This window comes from uncultured Photobacterium sp., assembly GCF_947502415.1.
Classification (GTDB): Bacteria; Pseudomonadota; Gammaproteobacteria; order Enterobacterales; family Vibrionaceae; genus Photobacterium.
Window position 1 is genome coordinate 483,717 of sequence record NZ_CANMZV010000001.1, and the last position, 20,478, is coordinate 504,194.

The 20,478-nt window shown below is 43.8% G+C and carries 17 protein-coding genes and 2 pseudogenes; 9 read left to right on the forward strand and 10 right to left on the reverse strand.

Going from position 1 to position 20,478, the window contains the following annotated elements; all coding sequences use genetic code 11:
* Positions 1-9 precede the first annotated feature (9 nt).
* A complete protein-coding gene (locus Q0852_RS02170) occupies positions 10-1,665 on the reverse strand; it encodes an ATPase RavA domain-containing protein (protein WP_299013349.1) in 1,656 nt (551 codons plus the stop codon).
* A gap of 579 nt (positions 1,666-2,244) precedes the next feature.
* Between Q0852_RS02170 and Q0852_RS02175 the strand changes: the two genes are divergently transcribed.
* Both Q0852_RS02175 and Q0852_RS02180 read left to right on the forward strand, forming a co-directional pair.
* Positions 2,245-3,108, forward strand: coding sequence for a GGDEF domain-containing protein (locus Q0852_RS02175; protein ID WP_299013350.1), 864 nt, complete (start codon positions 2,245-2,247; stop codon positions 3,106-3,108).
* A gap of 286 nt (positions 3,109-3,394) precedes the next feature.
* Entirely contained in the window at positions 3,395-3,565 is a 171-nt protein-coding gene (locus tag Q0852_RS02180; protein WP_299013351.1) for a hypothetical protein, read from the forward strand.
* A 53-nt stretch (positions 3,566-3,618) separates the two neighbouring features.
* Here Q0852_RS02180 and Q0852_RS02185 read toward each other — a convergent pair whose 3' ends face one another.
* Positions 3,619-4,470, reverse strand: coding sequence for a sulfurtransferase (locus Q0852_RS02185; protein ID WP_299013352.1), 852 nt, complete (start codon positions 4,468-4,470; stop codon positions 3,619-3,621).
* A 143-nt stretch (positions 4,471-4,613) separates the two neighbouring features.
* Between Q0852_RS02185 and Q0852_RS02190 the strand changes: the two genes are divergently transcribed.
* On the forward strand, positions 4,614-5,606 hold the full coding sequence (locus tag Q0852_RS02190; protein WP_299013353.1) for a lipid A deacylase LpxR family protein: 993 nt from the start codon (positions 4,614-4,616) through the stop codon (positions 5,604-5,606).
* 7 nt (positions 5,607-5,613) lie between these two features.
* Here the strand turns inward: Q0852_RS02190 and Q0852_RS02195 are convergent, their stop codons facing one another.
* On the reverse strand, positions 5,614-6,264 hold the full coding sequence (locus Q0852_RS02195) for a hypothetical protein (protein ID WP_299013354.1): 651 nt from the start codon (positions 6,262-6,264) through the stop codon (positions 5,614-5,616).
* Between the two features lie 126 nt (positions 6,265-6,390).
* On the reverse strand, positions 6,391-7,818 hold the full coding sequence (nhaD, locus tag Q0852_RS02200; protein ID WP_299013355.1) for a sodium:proton antiporter NhaD: 1,428 nt from the start codon (positions 7,816-7,818) through the stop codon (positions 6,391-6,393).
* A 283-nt stretch (positions 7,819-8,101) separates the two neighbouring features.
* Here nhaD and Q0852_RS02205 point away from each other — a divergent pair, with 283 nt between their 5' ends.
* The 4 genes from Q0852_RS02205 (at position 8,102) to Q0852_RS02220 (ending at position 11,710) form a co-directional block, all read left to right on the forward strand.
* Positions 8,102-8,944: an ABC transporter ATP-binding protein gene (locus tag Q0852_RS02205; RefSeq protein ID WP_299013356.1), complete on the forward strand. Its 843-nt coding sequence runs from the start codon at positions 8,102-8,104 to the stop codon at positions 8,942-8,944.
* Entirely contained in the window at positions 8,941-9,885 is a 945-nt protein-coding gene (locus Q0852_RS02210; RefSeq protein ID WP_299013357.1) for an ABC transporter ATP-binding protein, read from the forward strand. The genes Q0852_RS02205 and Q0852_RS02210 overlap by 4 nt, the downstream gene beginning before the upstream one ends.
* Positions 9,882-10,352: a hypothetical protein gene (locus Q0852_RS02215; protein WP_299013358.1), complete on the forward strand. Its 471-nt coding sequence runs from the start codon at positions 9,882-9,884 to the stop codon at positions 10,350-10,352. The genes Q0852_RS02210 and Q0852_RS02215 overlap by 4 nt, the downstream gene beginning before the upstream one ends.
* Before the next feature lie 170 nt (positions 10,353-10,522).
* Complete coding sequence (locus tag Q0852_RS02220) at positions 10,523-11,710, forward strand: serine hydrolase (RefSeq protein ID WP_299013440.1); 1,188 nt, start codon at positions 10,523-10,525, stop codon at positions 11,708-11,710.
* Between the two features lie 72 nt (positions 11,711-11,782).
* On the opposite strand, the gene sgrR is transcribed toward Q0852_RS02220, so the two are convergent.
* Both sgrR and Q0852_RS02230 read right to left on the reverse strand, forming a co-directional pair.
* Positions 11,783-13,477 (reverse strand): HTH-type transcriptional regulator SgrR, encoded by a 1,695-nt coding sequence (gene sgrR / locus Q0852_RS02225; RefSeq protein WP_299013360.1) that lies wholly within the window; start codon positions 13,475-13,477, stop codon positions 11,783-11,785.
* A gap of 204 nt (positions 13,478-13,681) precedes the next feature.
* Positions 13,682-14,197, reverse strand: coding sequence for a hypothetical protein (locus Q0852_RS02230; protein WP_299013362.1), 516 nt, complete (start codon positions 14,195-14,197; stop codon positions 13,682-13,684).
* A gap of 348 nt (positions 14,198-14,545) precedes the next feature.
* Between Q0852_RS02230 and Q0852_RS02235 the strand changes: the two are divergent.
* Positions 14,546-16,942 (forward strand): annotated as a pseudogene (locus Q0852_RS02235) (Ig-like domain-containing protein); the annotation flags it as partial.
* Between the two features lie 234 nt (positions 16,943-17,176).
* On the opposite strand, the gene Q0852_RS02240 reads toward Q0852_RS02235, so the two are convergent.
* Together Q0852_RS02240 and Q0852_RS02245 are read right to left on the reverse strand one after the other, a co-directional pair.
* Positions 17,177-17,431: a DUF3297 family protein gene (locus Q0852_RS02240; protein ID WP_299013442.1), complete on the reverse strand. Its 255-nt coding sequence runs from the start codon at positions 17,429-17,431 to the stop codon at positions 17,177-17,179.
* A 358-nt stretch (positions 17,432-17,789) separates the two neighbouring features.
* On the reverse strand, positions 17,790-18,029 hold the full coding sequence (locus Q0852_RS02245; RefSeq protein ID WP_075762109.1) for a nickel-binding protein: 240 nt from the start codon (positions 18,027-18,029) through the stop codon (positions 17,790-17,792).
* A gap of 361 nt (positions 18,030-18,390) precedes the next feature.
* On the opposite strand from Q0852_RS02245, the pseudogene Q0852_RS02250 reads away from it, so the two are divergent.
* A pseudogene (locus tag Q0852_RS02250) lies at positions 18,391-18,702 on the forward strand (transposase); the annotation flags it as partial.
* 34 nt (positions 18,703-18,736) lie between these two features.
* On the opposite strand, the gene Q0852_RS02255 reads toward Q0852_RS02250, so the two are convergent.
* Positions 18,737-19,312: a rhomboid family intramembrane serine protease gene (locus Q0852_RS02255; protein WP_299013365.1), complete on the reverse strand. Its 576-nt coding sequence runs from the start codon at positions 19,310-19,312 to the stop codon at positions 18,737-18,739.
* Positions 19,313-19,474: 162 nt separating this feature from the next.
* Positions 19,475-20,281: a crotonase/enoyl-CoA hydratase family protein gene (locus Q0852_RS02260; RefSeq protein WP_299013367.1), complete on the reverse strand. Its 807-nt coding sequence runs from the start codon at positions 20,279-20,281 to the stop codon at positions 19,475-19,477.
* Between the last annotated feature and the right edge of the window lie 197 nt (positions 20,282-20,478).

A 20,478-nucleotide genomic window follows, 5' to 3' on the forward strand; every position in this document is an offset into this window, starting at 1 on the left:
ATCCCTCGCTTAAGCAAAATATTCCGAGAGATGAGAAATGCGAAAAGCACTTTTTTCTATCACAAGCTTCAACTCTGCTACCGATTCAGATGCAGTCACAATACTCTGTTCAATCAGGGCAGGTAGATCCGCTGACACAAAATTATGAGGAAGTGCACCGCGGAAACTACTACGTGAGATTTTTAAACTATGTTCGGCATCAACGATCTTAGCTGCGGCCTTTTCTGCTTCAACCTGCCACAATTGTTGCTTGGCATCAGAGATCCTTTCTGCTCCCGTAACACCAACCAATACAGAACGATTTGCTATATCTTTGATCACCAGGCGATGCTGGGCATCAACTTCAAACTGCAAGCGACACAGGTGTGTATTCTTGTTCACGAAGCCGTAAATATCGCACTGACCCGTTTTGATTTTCTTCTCGAAATCATCGCCATCGACGTACACCCAACGGCTATCTCCTTTCTCCTGCTCTGAGACCGATGGGTTTTGCTGCAACATAACTAACTTAATCATCCGCGGATTATGGTTGATGTTGTAACGCCTTGCGCCAGTAAAGTCATACTTGCATTGTTCCTTGCGCATCTTCATTTCACGAGAAAATGTCACACACAATTCACTGGCAATTTCATCATGCACATCATCTATAATCTTCTGTGCTTCATTAGCATTTTCTTGAGCCGCTTCCTGGTTGAACGCCTTATGAGTAGCAAAATCCCGGATAATGGAGCGCACTACATTTCGCGATTCAGGGCTATGCCACAAACAATCTTGCAGCAACAGTAGGTCAAGTGGGTTGATTGAGTCACGGCCGCTATAGAAAGCACTGGCTTTTAGCAGACGTGCCGCCTTTTTCCAACGTCGATCAGAGATGTACAAATCGCTATCTTCAGACGCAAAACCGTCGCCTTCATCAGCTCGCTGCTCAATCATTGTTTTCAACTGATAAATTTTTTCAAAAATCTCATCAGTTAAGCTGATGTCATCAATATGAGCCTGCCAGCTTTCATATTCTTCGTCAGTAATTGCAAGGCCTGGTTCAAGCTCCTGATCCGAAGGCCCATCCCCCATCAACATGGACTTGAAGTTTTGTTTCTCCTGGATACGGTTAACAAACACACGCACCAGCATGCGGTCATAGAGCGCTTCAAGACCACTATCCTCATCGGGCAACTCATTGGAAGCAGTGATCAGTAAGCGCATCGGAACAGGGAGAATGTTCTGGCCGTTTTTAAACGTACGTTCATTTACTACAGTAAGTAGTGTATTCAGAATCGCCGGGCCAGCCTTCCAGATTTCATCAAGAAAAACCACTTGCGCTGTTGGCAGGTAACCATCGACCAATCGAACGTATTTACCATTGTCTTTCAATTCTTGAATAGATAAAGGGCCAAACACCTCTTCAGGCGTAGAAAAACGAGTCATCAAATAATCGAAAAACTTACTATTATCAAAAGCCTGAATCAGTCGTTTAGCAATTAAGCTTTTGGCTATTCCGGGAGGCCCTAATAGAAAAACACTTTCACCAGCTAAAGCGGCAAGCAAGCACAATTTTATTGTTTCTTCTCTTTCATAAACGCCATTGGACAAAACCTTGATGAGCTTTTGTATCCTTTCAGATATTAAGGCTTTGTTCGGCTGCGCCCGTCTTGCCATTGTCAGCATAATTCCGACCTCTCTAATTGCCGTGTCTATGTGCTTGTAGCACAACAATTCCTAGTCATTTTTAGGATAGACACAAACAGCAAAGTGTTACAATGCTGTTAACTGAAATAATTTGTTACAAACCCTGTATATCAAAGAGTTCGTATTACAACCAGAAGTGAAACTATGATTGCAAAAATGCGCACTTATCGAGTTACCTATAAATATGCTTCGAAAAGCAGCAATCTATAAGTAAATTATTTATATCTTGATAGTTAAATACAGAAACCCCAGAACGGCCTCTAGCCAACAAATTTCGCAATAATTGAAACAGCTCACACTAGAAGTTGAGCTTAAGCGTAATAACGGTTATTTACCCCCCATATTTCTCATGACTCCTTGCAGGAAGATCATATTTCTTTTGTATAAAATGTTAAAATCTCGGGTCAAAATCACCCCACACGAAAATATCAATTTTCCTTTAGAAAGATCGAGGTAAAATTTCGCGCCAGAATAAAGTAAATCACTTGTTTGGATGAATACTCTTTGAGATTATGTCAGACAAATAATCCCCCTAATTTTTAGCTGTTTTCAGGGTCTATGAATCGTATCTCCCAACTTCCGCCAAAACTAATTGTTTTAGTCTGTATCGCAGTACTCCTTTTAAGCTTTATCCCGTCAAACGGAAACCTTAAAACAGTCATTTCAATTTTGACCTTAGTGCTGAGTATTCAGTTAGTTCGAGAGGATTTTGGTACAGGTATGCGGGGGTTGTTACTCCTATCACTGGGTAGCTACGGTATAGGTATCACAACTGATTTACTCGACGATATCCCCGAGTTGAATAACCATTGGTATCTAGATAATACCGAAGATATTTTCATGCATGTTGGCGTATTTATGGTTTGTTTCTGTTTTATTAAGATACTTCACCAATACCGCCAACTTATCGACGACCTCAACATTCAAATCTCCAAAGCTCGAAATCTGGAACAAAAGCTGAGCCGACAAGCGCTACATGACGATCTGACAGGCCTACAAAACAGGCGAGCTCTATTTTGCCGCTTCGACCAAATGGCAATCGAGCAACAAAAAGGTATGCTGGCCTACATCGATCTCGACAACTTCAAGCAAGTAAATGACAATCATGGCCACCGATTCGGTGATAAGCTCCTCATTGATATTGCGACGACTCTACTTCGGGCAGCACCAACTGGCAGCCAAACTTATCGAATCGGTGGTGATGAGTTTGTTGTCTTACTTCCTAACGGAGAAGAGCGAACAAGCCAAGAATGGGTAGAGATGCTTTACGACACTACCCATGAGGCCCGTGAAGAATTTAATATAGGCATCAGCATTGGCCTTGCCCCTTACTACCCTGGCAATCTTAGTGAGCCAGACTCTATTCTGGCCATGGCTGATCAGGAAATGTACAGTCATAAAGAAAGAGCTAGTTACAGATAAATTAGCCAACAATTCACACCAGAGCGAATAACAACCCAGCCCACCGGGTTATTATTCAGCGTGGTGTTATTAACTATGACTTTCACACAAATGAAATAATACCCCCACAAGTATAATCAGCGACTATTTCTGGTTTATTTTGGAGAAAGATAATGTTAACCGGGGCCACTATCGTATGTGCGTTGCTCGCCGGCCTTGCATTCAGTGTTCATGCAAAGGAAACCATAACGGTTTCAGGTTCCACATCAGTCATGTTGTTGAACTGCTTGCTGAAACATATTCAAATATGAATAAAGAAGCCTTCATTGCCGTTCAAGGGGTAGGGTCATCAGCGGGTATCGCTGCCGTCAAAAATGATGCGGCTGATCAAAAGCATTTATCGATTTTGTTATCTCGCCTGAAGGGCAAAGCATTATTGAACAACGCGGTTACCTCTCTATTAAATAGTCAAATCTAAACAATATACAGAAAGGCCAGCAAATGCTGGCCTTTCTGTTATTCATATCAGTATTAACGTACAACCGGATACTTTAGCTTGCGCCCCCACTCGCTCCAAGAACCATCATATACCGTTAATTGACTCCTACCCGTAAGTTCAGCAGCCAGAGCGAGAATACAAGCCGTCACCCCAGAGCCACAGCTGAAAATCAATTTCTGATCGGGCTCTGTTAAGGCATCAAACCGCTTGGAAAGCTGTTCAACATCAAGAAAATAGCCATCCTGAATTAATTGTGAAAAAGGCAAACTTTTCGCATTAGGCATATGACCACTTCTTACCCCTTGCCTTGGCTCTGGCTGAGTTCCATAAAAACGGGAGGCGGAACGGGCATCAAGCACAACGGTATCCTGCGCAGCTAAACGTAAATTAAGTTCATCAGCATCAATTACCCATTGAGATTGATAAGTCGCCTGATAATCTGTCATATCAGGCTGTTCTGCAGTGCCGCTCTCAAAGCCTAACTCCGCTTTCTCCCAAGCAGGTAAACCGCCATCAAGTACAGCAACCGAATCATGCCCCATAGCCCGAAACATCCACCAAACCCGCGGAGCTGAAAACATCCCTTGTGAATCATAAACCACAATTGTGTCATGCTGCTTGATCCCTAACTCTGATACAGCATGAGAAAACAATTCAGCGGAAGGAAGCATATGGGGCAATTCAGTATCCGGGGCCGCAATTTTGTTATCAAAATCGAAATAACGCGCACCGGGAATACGTTTCTCCCGCCATTCTTGTTGCGGATTGCGATCAGATCCCGGTAAAAACCAGCTAGCATCCAAAACCACGACATCCGGAGTATTTAGATACTCAGCCAGCCACTGAACCGAAACCAACGAGCAAGGCAGTAACGCTGAAGACATAATAAATTCCTTCCACTTTCCATATCCACATCACACTAGGTCCACTTCAATGCACTTAGTACAATATTATAACTAGCGATCATTAATACCCATTAGGTAAGATAAATCAATAACCATCCTGACGTTGTTGCAAGGGACTGTAAATGAAGCATATTTCAGCTGGTATTATCACCCTTACCATCCTGCTATCACCGACAGCACAAGCTTATCACTCAGGAAGTATTTCTTTTTCGATCGATAATGACGGCATCGTTGGAACTGACCAAAATTACACCAATGGTATTTTTCTGGAGTATAACTCCTCGTCAACGACTAAGTTGGAGGTCATCGCCCCTAGCTCTGTCCGCTATATCGCATCTTTGCTGCCTCTGGATAAAGCAACGTTCAAAGGCTGGAATGTCCGCCTCGGGCAACAGATGTGGACACCAGAAGACATAGAGCAACCATTACCGATTGAAAACGAAAGACCCTACGCCGGGTTGCTTTTTCTTGAGTCAGGGATCTACCAGTATTCTCCGAAACTTGTTGATAAATACACAGCAATGATCGGCGTTGTCGGCCCGAACTCTTTTGCAGAAGACGGACAAAAATTCATCCATGGCATAATCGGTTCAGACGAACCCATAGGATGGGATTATCAAATTGAAAATCAAGTAGTTTTCAATCTTGGGTATCAAAGGCACCGACTTCTCAGTCGTAATGATGCTGTTGGATTCGAGCAATATGATCTCAGTACCGTGGGACGCATTAACGCAGGTAATTTTCAAAGTGAACTTGCCTTCGGCTCAATTGCACGATGGGGGAACAGACTCGAGACTAATTTCGGTACAACCGGCTTTTCTCCTGGCCGTTTTGTCGATATCAGTGTGCTATCTGCCAGCCCCAAAGGCTATTTCCTCTTTGCAGGTATAGAAGGCCGCTACCGTTTTAACGATATTACGGTTGAAGGCGATCGTCCTGATGAAGTACCAGATAACCGTATAGAACATATACAGGCAACGGCTGTCCTTGGAGGCGTCTTCTATCAAGCTCGCTGGGGAGTTAGCCTCAGCTTTGCCACCAGCAGCCGCGAATATAAAGAAGACCAACACTCGACCAATTCAATTGGATCGCTGGAGTTATTCTGGCGTTTATAAGGCCAGACTAAAACCGATATCCTAAGCCGATTGATGATAAAGCATGCCTGACTTTGACATTTTGATCATCAACTCTTGTTGGAACAACCATCCGTAATCCCAACTCCCACTTTTTGAAATTCACGACAACCCCAAGATGAGAATTAAAGCCAAACCCAGTATTACCAAATCTCAGTTTTTCACCATTTTCAGCTGTCAAATCACCTTCTGAATTCAAATAATTGACTCCAGCTCCCAGCTCTATTCGCCAACTTTTACAGTGACTGCACAGCTCTTTATCCCCCCACTGATAAAACAGTACAGGAGTTACAGACAAGGAGTACCCTTCAAAATCACCATCGCGATAACGCAAATCATCTTCGTCATAATCCAGCAAAAAATAAGTCGTGCTGATCTCCGTATGATATCCCCACCGTGTTTCATCTAAAAAATAGGCTGGTGGCTGAATAAGCGTCAACACAGGTGTAACCAAGCTTGATGAACTGAAAGGTACTTTATCAAACTGGTCTTTACTTGAGACTTTGATATTACCCGTGCTCTTTACAATAGCCAGCTTAACCGAAGGCGATCTAAAAAATGTTTCAGCATCTATAGCTATAACCTGATGCATTGGGCTTAGCACTATAATGCTAAAAAAAATCCATATTCTTTTTTGCATTTGCTACCCCTTTTTGTTCATCCTTTCCTAAAATTGTACAAATGAACGTTCAATAGGTACAAATTAACAGAGCAATCTATCTACTTAAGTTTCACTAAGCCCACAGAACCAAGCAGAAAGCCACGGTTAGAACAAATGACCGTTAAGTAACAAGTGACATATGATGCTTGCCACATAACCGAGTGCAATTACAGGCAACCATTTCAAATGACCAAAAAATGTATATTTCCCATGAGCTGCTCCCATCAACGCAACACCAGCAGCCGATCCTATCGACAACAAGCTACCACCGACTCCAGCCGTCAACGTCACAAGCAACCAGTTCCCCAAACTCAAATCTGGCTGCATCGTTAAGACCGCAAACATTACCGGAATATTGTCGACTATTGCTGATAGCACACCCACCATTATATTTGCCCACACCGGATCCCACTGGCTATACATAATATCTGAAACTACCCCCAGGTACCCTAACAAGCTCAGGCCACCCACACACATCACAACGCCATAGAAAAAAAGTAATGTGTCCCACTCCGCATGAGAAACTCGTTTGAAGACATCAAACGGCACGACAGATCCCAATCGACTCAATGCGACTTCATCTTTCTGAGCCATTGCTCTCGCCCTTTTCTTGGCCAGCGATTTCGGTAATGTTTTAACCAGAAAGAAACCAAAGAACTGCAAATAGGCCAGTCCCATCATCATCCCGATAACCGGAGGAAAATGAACCCAGGCGTGGAAGGCAACAGCAGTCATAATCGTTAGAATAAACAATGCGACTATTCTGCGAGCACCGCGTTTAAGCTCAATGTATTCCCCTACCGTATCAGGCTGAGTTTTGGGTACAAACAACGACATAATGAATGCAGGTATCAGGTAATTAATTAATGAAGGTACAAACAGATCCGTAAATTGAATGAATGAAACTAATCCAGCCTGCCAGACCATCAAGGTTGTAATATCACCAAAAGGGCTAAAGGCTCCACCAGCATTAGCGGCAACCACAATATTAATACAAGCCAGATTAATAAAACGTTTATTGTCCCCGCCAACTTTCATCACCACAGCACACATCAAAAGCGCAGTCGTCAAATTATCGGCAATGGGAGAGATAAAAAATGAAAGGATACCAGTTAGCCAGAATAGCGTTCTGAAATTAAACCCCTTACTCACCATCCAAGACTGAAGGGAATCAAACAGTCGGCGCTCTTCCATTGCATTGATATAAGTCATCGCCACTAACAAGAACAACAGTAACTCTGCATACTCCAGCAAGTTATGTTCAAGGGCATTTTTCGCTAAATCAATTTGGCCCTGCTGCTGAAAAACAAAGCCGATCATCAACCAGATAATACCTGCAGCTAACAATACCGGCTTCGACTTACGCAGCTGTAAATACTCCTCCCCCATAACAAGACAGTAAGCCAGTCCAAAAATCAGTAACGACGTATAACCTATGGTTGACTGAGTTAAATCCATTCCCGGAGTTGCGGCCAGTACCGGCGTTGCCAGCAACAAAGCTGCGAAGGTAAATACAACCTGCTTTACTTTCATTTGTCTCTCAGCTCCCTTGAGAAATAAATACTTTGGACAAATCTAAACACGGTAAACAATTGTTAACGTGAAGACTAGCAACAAGACAAACAAAAATACAACACACCCTTAACAGGAAACTGTTTTTTCAAGATTTCGGCAGATCGAGTTCGCAAATAATGAAACGATTAATAAATTTTTGTCGAGTTCATCACCTACTGCATCTCTTTGCTTTACCTTGAGCGCGAATGATAATAATTTGCAATGCGCATTAACGCTATTATCTTGTTTTAGGGAGAGAACCATGGAACAGGCATTTCACCCCGATCCATTGGTAAAAGTGAGAGAGCTTGAGGTCACCTATATCACAAACAACGGTGACTTTCGCGCAGTCAAAAAAGTCAGCTTCGATATCGGTAAAAGTGAAATTTTCGGTCTCGCAGGAGAATCAGGCTGCGGCAAGAGTACGATAGCTTTTGCAATTAACCGGCTACATAAGCCGCCTGCACTAATTACCCACGGTGAGGTTCATTTCAACAACACAGATCTTCTCAAGCTCAGTGATAAAGAGATGGGGGTTATTCGTTGGAAAGAAATTGCAATGGTCTTCCAGAGCGCCATGAACTCACTTAACCCGGTACTCCCCCTCAAAGAGCAATTTGCCGATGTAATGAGGCACCACCTTGGTTGCAGCAATGAAGAGGCTTATGCCAGAGCAGAAAAACTCTTGGATCTGGTCAATATTCCACGCGACCGCTTATCTGAGTATCCACACCAGTTCAGTGGTGGTATGCGTCAGAGACTAGTAATCGCTATTGCATTGAGCCTCAACCCTAAGCTGATCATTATGGACGAACCAACAACGGCACTGGATGTTGTTGTTCAGCGTGAGATCCTTCAGCAAATCTACCAGCTACGAAAAGAGTTTGATTTTTCCGTTCTCTTTATCACCCATGATCTCGCCTTAATGAGTCAGCTTTGCGATCGCATTGCGGTAATGCGTCACGGACAGATAGTTGAAATAAATAGTGCCCGAGAAATAAGAAACAACCCGCAGCATCCGTATACGCAACAACTTTGGGCCTCTTTCCCGAATATTCACGAAGAATCAGAGCACATTAAAGTGACAGAGGACATCACAGCATGAGCCAGCCAATCATTGAAGTAAAAAATGTAACCAAAGAGTTTTCAGCTGGTGGCGGATTCGCTTCCAAAGAGATTTTTCGCGCATTAAACGATATCAGCTTTAAACTCTGCAAAGGTCGTACACTCGCCCTTGTAGGAGAATCCGGTTGTGGAAAAAGTACCTGTGCAAGGCTTATAACCAAGGTTCACACACCAACTAACGGCGATATCCTGTTCAAGGGCAAGAATATTGCTGATATATCATCTCGCAAAGAAGTGCTCGATTATCGCAGCAGAGTTCAGATGGTCTTTCAGGACCCCTTCGGCTCCCTTAATCCAACCCTTACCATTGAGCATCACCTGACGCGACCACTGATGATCCACAAACAAGTTAAAAGCAAAGCAGAACTCCCGAAAAAACTTGAAGATCTGATGAACCTGATTGAACTGCCTCTATCTGATTTGGCAAAGTATCCCCATCAGCTCAGTGGTGGCCAACGTCAGCGTATCAATCTTGCCCGAGCCATTGCCGTTGGTGCTGAAGTCATTCTCGCAGATGAGCCGACATCAATGCTTGATGTCTCTATCCGCCTTGGCATCCTTAACCTGATGAAGGAAATGAAAGAGAAAAAAGGCATTGGCTTTTTGTACATAACCCACGATCTGGCAACTGCTCATTACATTGCGGAAGAAACAGCCGTTATGTATCGCGGTCGCATTGTAGAATGGGGAGATACACGCGCCATTCTAAGAAATCCAACCCACCCTTACACAAGGTTATTAATTTCTGCAGTTCCGGATCCCGATCTTCCATTTCACCAACTTGTTGATTCTGAGCCAAACTATTCAGTAAGCGCCGACAAAATTCGCTCACTCAGCCTGATTGATGTCGGTGGCTATCAACAAATCGGCGACAACCATTTTGTCGCAAACTGGGAAGATAACAAGGAAGATGTTGCATGAATGAACTTCAGTCATGGCTCACCAACATAAAGAGATGGTACCAACCCCGAGAGCATCGGAATACCAACATCTTGGTTAATGCGATCAGCAATGCGCCCAACGCTGTTTTTGGGCCAATAGAGACCAACGAGCACAGTGAAGCTCTGGCTTATTGGCTAGATGCATGCCATCGCCTTAGTACTTATTATCAAAACAAATCCGGGCTGGATAAAGCGTTCAGTTACTTACAGTTTCCATATGCCAAACTGCAAGAAATGGCCTGTAATCCGGAACTTGATATGGTGATGAAACGCTGGTGCCTGAAAAAACTGGATCGTATGATTGTTGCCATGACTGAGTTCTGCCAACGACAACCAGATACAAGATGGCAACATGAGAACGCTCAATTGATAGAGCTTCATGTTTCTTTTATGCAAGGGCAGAACGACCTTAACCTGTCATACTCTTCTCTAGCCGGAAGCAATTAACACCGTATTCAATGCAACAGCCATAAAATATTAAATTCTTTCTATGATCAGCCTTATTATCCCAATAAGGCTGATATGAATTTTACCCTTCTCTTCACATGTTTTTACTAAGCTCAATATAGCGATATTTAACAGCTATCAAGGGTTGTAAAATAATGATGTTGAAGACAATGAAACCGCTCCTCTTCCTAGTTATTCTGTTATGTACCACCAGCTGGCTCACACCTGCTCGCGCAGAGCCCATGCCAAGTCCCCCTCAAATAGCTGCGAAGGCCTGGATATTGATGAGCTATCACTCTGGCCAAATTATTGCCAGCGAAAATGAACACGAACAATTAGCACCGGCAAGCCTCGCAAAAGTCATGACAAGTTATGTTGTCGGTCAGGAACTGAAAGCTGGCCATATTGCTGCCGACGATAAGGTCATTGTCAGCGAAAATGCATGGGGGAAAAAATTCCCAGGCTCTTCAAAAATGTTCCTCAATGTCGGAGATGAAGTAACTGTCGCCGACTTAAACCATGGAGTAATTATTGCGTCCGGAAATGATGCAACCGTAGCCCTGGCAGAACACGTAGCCGGACATCAATCTGCGTTTGTCGAGATGATGAATATACATGCGCAAAGAATCGGTATGAAAAATAGCTATTTTGCCAATCCGCATGGGCTGGATTCCGAAGGCCAAGTTACCACAGCTTATGACATAGCATTGCTGACCCGCTCACTCATTCATGAGCTGCCTGATATTTACCCTTTATTTAAAGAGAAATCATTCAAATTCAGAGATATAAAGCAGGGTAATCGCAACGCGCTACTTTGGGATACCACGCTCAATGTCGATGGCGTAAAAACCGGCTACACCCAAGATGCCGGATACAGCCTGATATCTTCCGCACAGCAAAATGATCAGCGCCTGATAGCTGTCGTAATGGGTACAGAAAGTGCAGGGGCCAGACGAACAGAAAGTAAGAAACTTCTTACCTGGGGATTCCGTTTTTTCCAGGACATCACACCACAATTCAGTGATAAAGAACTGTCCCCTCTCAAAGTTTGGTATGGCTCCCCTTCAACCATCAAACTTGAAGTCGCAGATAGCGGCATCATCACAGTTCCGCGCCGCCAACGTAAAGAGCTTGAATACAGAATCAGTTATAACCATGAACTAGAGGCACCTGTCAGCAAAGGGCAACTGGTTGGGAAAGTCGAATGGTATTTAAATGACAAGCTCTTAACCGAACAGCCTATCCTTGCAGCAGAAAATGCAGAAGAAGCCCCTTGGTACAAAAAGATCCTTGATATGGTTTGGCGTCCAATCGGTCAGTGGTTTGCCAGCAGAAACTGGGGAATTGGCGACGAATAATACCATACGAAAAAAACAGGCTGTTTAGCCTGTTTTTCTATAATTACGGGCCTGAAGTTTAAAGCCAGAACCTTAGTGTTCGGGCTTCATCCAGACCGATTTAAAATCAAACCAGCCCATCGAATTAGATTGCATACCCTGAAGCGAACCGGTGTCGTCAACACCCAGCCAATTATGGAATAGTGGCATAATTTGCCCACTTTGAACCAGTTTAGCCCCAATATCCTGGCAAGGTGAATCTCTAACCGGATCTGCTCGCCATCGCATTACAGCACGCTCTAACTCATCAAACTCATCCTTTGGCATGACCCTGGCAATATGATCAAAATTGAAAAACCAGGATAAAATCGCATCATCTCGGTAGTTGGTAAGGCTCATCCCTCCCAGCCAGATATCAATTTTATCCGCATGTTTGCCGGATAAAATATCCATTGTAGAGAGCTCTAAAACTTTCAGTTTCACGCCGTCTTCTGCCAATACAGTACGAATGGTCTCAGCGACATGCGGATAAACAGGATGCTGCCGCGGGAAAGCCAGTGTTACCGTTCTTTTCGCCGGAGCCGATATCACTTCAGGCTGGAACGGAACATGCGCCCAGCCCGGCAAAATACCGTACGCATTGGTCAGCCGGAAATCCCCGATCTTATCTTTATCCAACAAGCGCAAAATATTCAAAGCCGTTAATCGCCCCTGAAAATAGCTGAGCCACTCATCATTATTGCTTAATCCGGTAACCCTGTTTAATAACAGGTAGTTACACCCTTCATCCAGTTTTAAACGAGTAGACACACTCAGGCCACTGAACTGATTGGTGTCAGATCCAGGCTGCAAATAACAAGCTGCGACTTCCGATAGCATCCAAATGTCAACAATATCGATTAACGCCCGGAAGCCAAAATACTGGTCGAAAGCTTCAAGCTTAAAACGCTGCTTATCGTTCTGAATCACCCTATACGGGCCGGTGCCTATAGGAAATAACTCATTATCTTTAGCGAAATCTGTATCTGCAGGCTGAATCACCGCCTGCAGGTTAGTCAACAACTCAGGCAAGCGATAATCATCACAGCTCAAGTGAATATCAATGGTGTTCGCATAAGGACACTCTACGTTCTTAATGTGCCTGAACAAACGATGCTTCTTTACCTGTTGAAGGGTGGCGATAATATCGGCACAATCAAGCAACTTACCATCATGAAACCTTACTGCCGGGCGAATGTAGAACCGCCAGTGACGCGGTGAAAGTGATTCCCAATGATGGGCCAAATCACCTTCCACTTCCTCTTTTTCCTCATTAATCCGGGTTAACCCATTAAAAATTTGTCTCACCAAATGCTGCTCAGATCGACGCAGAGGGCGTAGCGGGCTAAGGTTGCTAAACGCACGATAATAAGGCAAACGAACAATCTGCTTACCTTGAGCGGTTGTATGCCCAAGTTGTTCCTGGATCAACTGAGCAAGCTTGTCCGCATTATTTTCCAAGGCATCCAGTGCAGGCTCCAACTTACCTTCGGCCACCAGCTTTTTGGCATGCATATACTGCAATTCACTATCAGAACTATGGAAAACCAGCTTTGACAGTTTTCCTCTCCCGACGGCTGGTTGCCAGTCAATCCAGCCCTTATCAACCATTTTATTAATGACCATACGCACATTGCGTCGGGTGCAAAAAAGCACTTCTGCAATATCCTGCAAATTTGTTTCGCAATCTTCACCGGAAAAATGGTTATAGAGTCGTTGAAACTGAATTTTCAACCTTTGACTGCTCATAAAAGAGGAACCTTTATAATTAATTTGTTCTGTTTTTAACTTCCTATTTTACAGCAATAATAAACAGGAACAAAAGAATCCTCTTTGATGGTGGCCAGAAAATAGAATTACGCATTTATACCCCCATTCAAATGCACGTCTTCTGAGTGAATGCTGGTCACCATCTTTTTCATATTCACCTAGCTCACTTTCTAAACAATCCAGTTAACCCAATAACTTCATTCCTATCGATACTGCTACTGTGATTCCCATAAACCAAGCGCCCATCGTCAGTTCTTCGTAAGCAAGCCTGAGATTCCTCTTTTTCTCACTAATCACTTCCGAAAGCTTTGCAATCGCGTCAATCTCTTCAGCCGTCGAATTGCGCTTGATACCAACAGGATTTTCGGACATAACATTTGAGCTAGCTTGGTTATTTTGAAACTCGCGTAATTCGATCTTCAATGCAAGTAAAGTATGCCCCCAACCACAAACAAACGAAAATACCGCCAGCAACAGTGCCACCAGCCTAATCCATTCTATAGGCAAAGCCGGAGTAAAAAGGCTCTCGCTCTTTAGCAACATCGCTACGCCCAATGCCACGAGGATAACTGTCTGCACCACAAGCAATTTTGAGCCTGCATTATCAAGTTGCGCTAAATGAAGGAGTTCATCCGCATACTTACTTTTGTGTTCACTTACTTTATCTATAAGGGTATCTCCCTGATTGTCCTTTCCCACAGCTCGCCAAAGTCTATGAACCTTTCCCTATATTCGTTTAAACATTCAGTTCTACCCATTAAACATAGACTAATAAAATGCATAATTAACAGTCAGTTCACCAATTTCCTTCCCTTTAAAATCTTCGTTTAACTCGCAAATTACCAACTAATATTTCGTACGCATTTCGCTTTCCTGTGATAGCCGCTCAGAGGATAAAACAATAATCTCGAAATCCCACTAACGCACTCTTAAAGGGAATAAAATTATCACGTTTAACTTGAAGTAAACATTTGAAATAAAGGGAACAATAACGAAACAAACCACATTAAACTTAATGATCTAATGATGTTTTAATAAGGATATTTTATGCAAAAATCATTAATAACCTTCGCGCTAATGCTAAGCTTCAGTGCTGTTGGGCAAGCCCATACTGTAGACTGCTCTCAAATTGAACAATGGCAGCATGACAGTATCTATACCTGTGGTACTTCAATACAACATAAGAATATTACATACCAATCTAACTGGTGGAATATAGGTAACGACCCGGCAGCTCATTCAGGTCCTTGGCAAGAATGGAAAGAGCTTGGTACCTGCACTTCCGGTAACCAAACACCTAGCGTGACTCTCATCTCCCCCCTAAACAATACGAAATTTACCGAAAACAGCGTTATTGTTTTAACTGCCAAAGCCAGCGATCGCAATGGCACAATAGAAAATGTTGAATTCCTGCTTGGCCAACGATCCCTGGGCACTATCACAACAGCACCTTACAGCCTTAACTGGAAAGCTGTAGCCGGCAACCACCGTATTAACGTGCGTGTTACAGATAACGAAGGTAAAAAAAGCCTTGATTCTGTTGATATTTCCGTAGTCAGCGCATCTAATAACCAGCCTCCAGCAGTGAATATCGCTCACCCTACACCGGAATCACAAATTAAGACCGATGAAACCATAATGATTGCCGCAAATGCCCTGGACGCCGATGGCACCATCATGCAAGTTGATTTCTATCTTGATGATCAGTTAATTGGCTCAGATACCAGTGCACCTTTTGAGTTGAACTGGAATGCTCAGGAAGGGCCTCGTAATTTCATGGCAAAAGCCATCGATAACCAGGAAGCCTCGACTATCAGTGAAACGGTGACGGTAGCTGTAGCAGGACAAGCAAACAGCGGAGGCTGCGCTGGAGTACCGACCTATAAGCTCGGCCAGGCATATCAAAACGGAGATATAATTCAAAACCTGAATAGCAAATATCGCTGTAATATTGCCGGCTGGTGCTCATCTAATGCGTCATGGGCTTACGAGCCAGGTAAAGGGCTGCATTGGACCGATGCCTGGAGCGACCTAGGTGTATGCGCCATTGTCCCTGAAGTCAACATCACTTCACCAGCCGACAATAGTATCATTCTTGCTGGCAGCAATATTACTGTCGAAGCTAATGCAACCGACAGCGACGGCAGTATTAATCAAGTTCAGTTCTTTGCAGGCAACACTGACCTCGGCACAGATCTCAGCGCACCATACTCGGCTAACTGGGTGGCTACCGGTGTCGGTGATGTGTCGTTAAAAGCAATCGCAACGGATAGCGAAGGCAACGCCGCTGAATCATCAATCCTGGTAAGCATCAGCGACCAGGCACTGGTAACCAGCCTGACCTCACCAGCGAGTGGCACAACCGTTAGTCTAGGTAAAGCGTTTACCCTATCAGCATCAGCATCATCCGTTAACAGTGCCATCCAAAAACTCGACTTCTTGGTAAACGGCAATATAGTCGCCAGTGACTCCACCGCACCATACAGCACGAACTGGACGGCAGGCTCTGCCGGCAGTTACACCGTCACTGCAATAGCAACTGATACGCAAGGCAACACCGCCCTATCCTCTGCTTCATCTGTCAAAGTTATCGAGCAGTCAGTAACCAAGCACAAACTAATTGGTTACTGGCACAACTTTGTCAATGGTGCAGGTTGCCCTATACGAATACGTGATATTTCTCCAGCCTGGGATGTTATTGACATCGCTTTTGCAGATAACGACCGCAACAGCGATGGAACCGTTCACTTCAACCTGTACGCTGGTGACATCCATAGCACTTGTCCAGCACTGAATCCGGAACAGTTCAAGCAAGATGTTCGCGATCTACAAGCACAAGGCAAGATCATCGTGCTGTCTCTAGGAGGGGCAGAAGGAACCATTACCCTTAATACCGATGCTGACGAAACAAACTTCATCAAGAGTCTGACCGGTATCATTCGGGAATGGGGATTTGACGGGCTGGATGTTGACCTAGAAAGCGGTTCTAACCTGCTTCATGGTACCCAAATTCAGGCTCGGCTCCCTCGGGCTCTGAAACAGATTGAAGCTAACACAGGCGGTAACATGTACCTGACGATGGCTCCAGAACATCCTTATGTACAGGGTGGGATGATTGCCTACTCAGGTATCTGGGGGGCCTATATCCCAATGATCGACGAGCTCAGAGGGACGCTCGATCTATTACACGTCCAGCTATACAACAATGGAGGGCTAGCTAACCCTTATATGCCGGGTGCAGCACCTGAAGGTTCTGTCGATATGATGGTTGCTTCAGCTAAGATGCTGATTGAAGGCTTTGAACTGGCCAACGGTACAATGTTCAAGCCTCTTCGTGATGATCAGGTTGCTATTGGTTTACCATCAGGCCCAAGCTCTGCTAACTCAGGCCAAGCGCCAACTCAAAATATAGTCAGTGCTCTGGACTGCCTAACCTTAGGTACAAGTATGGGCACGAAACAAGCCAACTAAAGTCAATATAACATTACTTAATAACTCTGTGAGATACGTGATAATTAAGATAGACTCAACCAAAACTGCCGAGTCTAATGCGTCACACTTGATGGCCTTGTTATATGCGCTTTTCAAGAGCCATAGAGGATATTTATGAAAAGGATTAGAACACAATACATAGAGCAAACACAGCCCTATGTATTGATATAGCCAGCAAGAAACCAACTATTTGTAGAATGCTTCTACTTCACCTTTTAGTGTGATCAGCATTGGATTACCATAGCGGTCTTTTGCTTTAGGTGAAGGGATTTTTACCCATCTTTCACTAATACAATATTCCTCGACATCAGTACGCTCTTTGCCATTAAGACGAATACCAATGTGGTGTTCAAAACACTCTGCTACAAAATGTGGACTGCGAGGATTACCCGATAAATGATCTGGCAAAGTTGGTTTTGAGTTAGTGTCGCTCATTTTTATTACCTGAAGTAAATTAAGGTGTGACATTGTAGACAATACAACACGATGCGACAAGACAGCGATACCCCTTACGAATCATCAGATCCACAAACTGGACATTCACCATGAATTCTTTCACTTATGAGTCACTATTTCTATGATTTAGTCAAAGCATATAACGTCAGGGATAAGGTGCGCCACGTTGAACTTACCAAATCCGCTGAACTCCATACCAAAACGCCGAGTGTAACGCGTCACCCTGATACCTTTGTTATGGCTGCCAAATTCATGTAATTTAATCCTAGCCACCAGCTTCCTGAAAACGATGATTGATTTGTGAAAACTAGAGAGGCTTTCGCCTCCCTATATCAAATCCACTTTATTCGCGTGTTGACTGTACTTCACAGACCCAATCACATTTGATCCCAGCCTTCTCATGATGCTTATGGATCGCTTCTGCATTCGGGGCATCCAAAACACAATATATCTTGTTGTCTTTCTCACTGAACAAGATGTCGTGATGAGTCACCCCGAATTCATCCGGGGCCGCATTTTGTAACTTCTTCAATTCATCCGCGGTGAATGGTTCCATGGGATGGGTATCAATAAACTTAGGCATGATTTTCACCTCCTCCCGCCTGAATAATACAGACCTTACGAGCGCCTAACGGCGGAAGATGAAAGGCGTTCTATTCTTGTTTCCCTTAGCGTCTGTATCCCGTTAGAACAACTATAGAAAGGATATGACGTATAAGCGAACATGTGATGTTTCAGAACAAGATGCAATATGCATCTTGTTCAAGACAGAATACATACTTACTGCCTAACGCCTGCAATAAGGTGTACCTCTCAAAACCAACAGAGCACACCAAACTTCAAACCAAAAGCTCCCGCGCCCATAAGACTGCCGCGGGAGCCAAAAAAACGGTTCAGTTCGATCTGAGACTCATGCGCTTGGTCGCTCACGAGGCGGTTTTGGCACCAAAATCCATTTGGCAACAGACTTGAGTGGTATCCCTTTAGCCGTGCAAATCAGTGCCGGACAAGACAGTAAAATTCAGCCTGCCCGTCAACTACTTAGACAAATTTCAGTACAGCGGAGAAATGGTTTTATCAAACGCACTCCCAAAGCACTGCTTGCGGATAAAGGTTATATATCACTGTCATTCCGAAAGGAACTCAGACGTCGTCATATAAAAGTTGTGATTTCAGATAAATGCAATACCAAGCGCTATTTAGAAGGCAGAGTAAAGTTTGATAAAGTCTTGTATCGATTGAGGGACACAGCCTAGAGTGTATCCCTGCGCAATAATCTGAACACTTAACTTATCCTGATTGGTATAACTCTCGCCTTTTATCTCTTTTAGCAAAAGAGAATCCAGCCAAAATACCAGCCAATGCGCCGAAAAAATGACTTTCATAGCTCACCCAGCTATGTGCGGGAATAAAGCCCCAGATCATCGAACCGTAAAAAAACATAACTATCATGGCAATGGCTATCGACTTAACGCTGCGATACATAATGGCATACACCAACAAATATGCCCACAAACCATAAATTATTCCGCTCAGTCCAATATGATAATGCAAGCGTCCAAACACCCACACACCAACCCCACTTCCAAACCAGCTAATCAGAAACACCGACATGAAGCGCGCCAGACCAGAGCGAGAAACTAAATACCCAAGAACGATAAAAGAAATAAGGTTGCTGATTAAATGTCCCCATGAACCATGCAAAAACGGATAGGCAACTATTCCAACAAAATGGGTGAAGTGACGTGGTAACAAGCCAAAGTCATTCAATTGCCCCCGGAAAAAGACATTTACAATATGGATTACGAAAGTAAACAGGCAAATAAACCCAATCACTTTCAACGCATCTTTATCACTTTGCCGCAATTACCTTTCCTCAATCGGCAGTTATAACTCTTAGTATAAGGTGTTAAAGCACAGTATAAGATGTCGAAGCGCAATATAAGGTGCCAAAGCGGTTGCAACAGTGATAGATGATATCAAGAAGCAAAAACAGAGGTGATCTACACCTCCATTTTCAGAATGTTATTACCAAAACGACTGACGATGCTGATAATCAATATCAGTCTTTGAACGCTGCCGTTTACCGGCAATAAAAAAATTTCGCCCCAATAACAAACGAATTTGGCTCAATGTCTCTCGGGCAAGAAGCCGACGTTCACTACCACTCCAACAACGATTAGTCGTATGTTTAATTGCTGCCAGCGCATCAGGTGAAGCTTGTTCAATTTGGCGACAAAACTCCAGTGCAGTAGCCATTGGATCATCACTGACCTCAGTAACCAACGCGATTTTTTGTGCCTGTTTCCCAGAAATAATTTCACCGGTCATGGTAAGCCTCATCGCTACATCCTTCGACACAACCTCCCTTAACGATAACAAACCAGCCATATCGGGAACCAACCCCCAGCGCACTTCCATAATGGATAATTCACTATCCGGTGTAACAAACCGAAAGTCTGCGCCCATCACAACTTGCAGCCCGCCGCCATAGCAGCGTCCTTCAATCACCGCTATCACAGGTACCGGGATCAATCGCCAATTACGGGATACCCGTTGAGCCAGGTTAGCATTACCAGGCAATGCCTTTGCCAGCAAGCGCAAAACTTTTTGCTTTGATGTCGCTACACTTTTGATATCCAAACCACTACTAAATGTCCCACCGTTGCCGGTTAAAATAACAGCACGGATATCTTTGCGTTTTCTCAGCTGCTTACTCACCAAATCCAGCTCTATAAACATTTCCATATCAAGAGCATTTAATTTATCAGGGCGATTTAGCGCGACGGTTACTATCCCCTGCTCTTCTGTCACTTCCAATTTGTTCCAGGTCATAATGATTACCCTTATCTGGTCAGTCCAGTTAACGTTAACACATCACCAACAAAAGACTAAATAAACGCAATCATCACAACATTACCGCAACAGAGTAAACACCTATAAAAGCAAGGGCTGTTGAGACTTTTTTGCACATTAAGACCACAGACCAACACAAACGGGTTGCATATAGTTCATTTCACAGTACACTCCAC